Genomic DNA, 924 nt, shown 5'->3' with positions numbered 1-924 from the left:
AACCTCGAGACTTACGCCTATACCGATGCCAGCAACAGCCAGGTGCAGCGCAGCAATGCCCTGCTGCAACGTCATGATCAGGAGCTCAACGGCAACCGCCTGGAGCTGCGCCATCAGCACGGGCTGTTCGGGCTGTCGAGCGAATGGGCGGTGGGTGTCGACTACAGCCACAATGTGCAGACACGCTACCCCCGCTCGGTGTCCGGCCCCTTCGGCGTGGTCGATGCCGAGCACTTCACCCCGGGGAATTTCTTCGACCTGCCGGGGATGAGCCCCGGTTATGCCCGGCAGCGCACCAATCAGGTCGATACCTGGGCACTGTTCGTCGAGAACCGCCTGCAACTGACGGAGCGCCTGTCGCTGCTCACCGGGCTGCGTCACGACCGCATCGATCTGGAGGTCACCAACCACCAGGCCGCCACGGCGAGCAACCCGGCGTTCTTCTCCCGCGAATACGAGCCGACCACCGGGCGAGTGGGCTTGATCTACGCGCTCACCCCGGCGGCCAACGTCTACGTGCAATACAGCACGGCGGCCGACCCGCCCGCTGGCATCCTGACCACGGCGAGCCTCAGCCAGGTGCAGGATTTTGACCTGACCAAAGGGCGGCAGCTGGAGGTGGGCAGCAAGTTCGACTTTCTCGCCGGCCGAGGGTCGGCAACGCTGGCGGCCTACCGGATCGAGCGGGAGAACCTGGCCACGCGCGACCCCGCGAACCCCGGGCAGACACTGGCGGTCGGCAAGCAATCGACCCTCGGGCTGGAAATCGCCGCGGCGCTGCGGGTCACCCCGCGCCTGCTGGCTGAAGCCAACCTGGCCTGGCTCGATGCCCAGTACGACGCGTTCAACGAGAACGTCGCCGGCCAGTCGGTATCACGCAAGGGCAATACGCCGACCAACGTGCCGGACCAGGTGGCCAACCTG

General features: G+C 66.5%; 1 protein-coding gene. It reads left to right on the top strand.

The annotated features are described in order from the left end of the window. Window positions 1–924: TonB-dependent receptor (locus J0A65_RS24255; protein WP_206596825.1), on the top strand; the 924-nt coding region annotated here is incomplete at both ends.

Source organism: Bowmanella yangjiangensis, assembly GCF_017255015.1.
Classification (GTDB): Bacteria; Pseudomonadota; Gammaproteobacteria; order Enterobacterales; family Alteromonadaceae; genus Bowmanella; species Bowmanella yangjiangensis.
The sequence above is the reverse complement of the archived record's forward strand: the minus strand, read 5'-3'. Positions and strand labels throughout refer to the sequence as shown.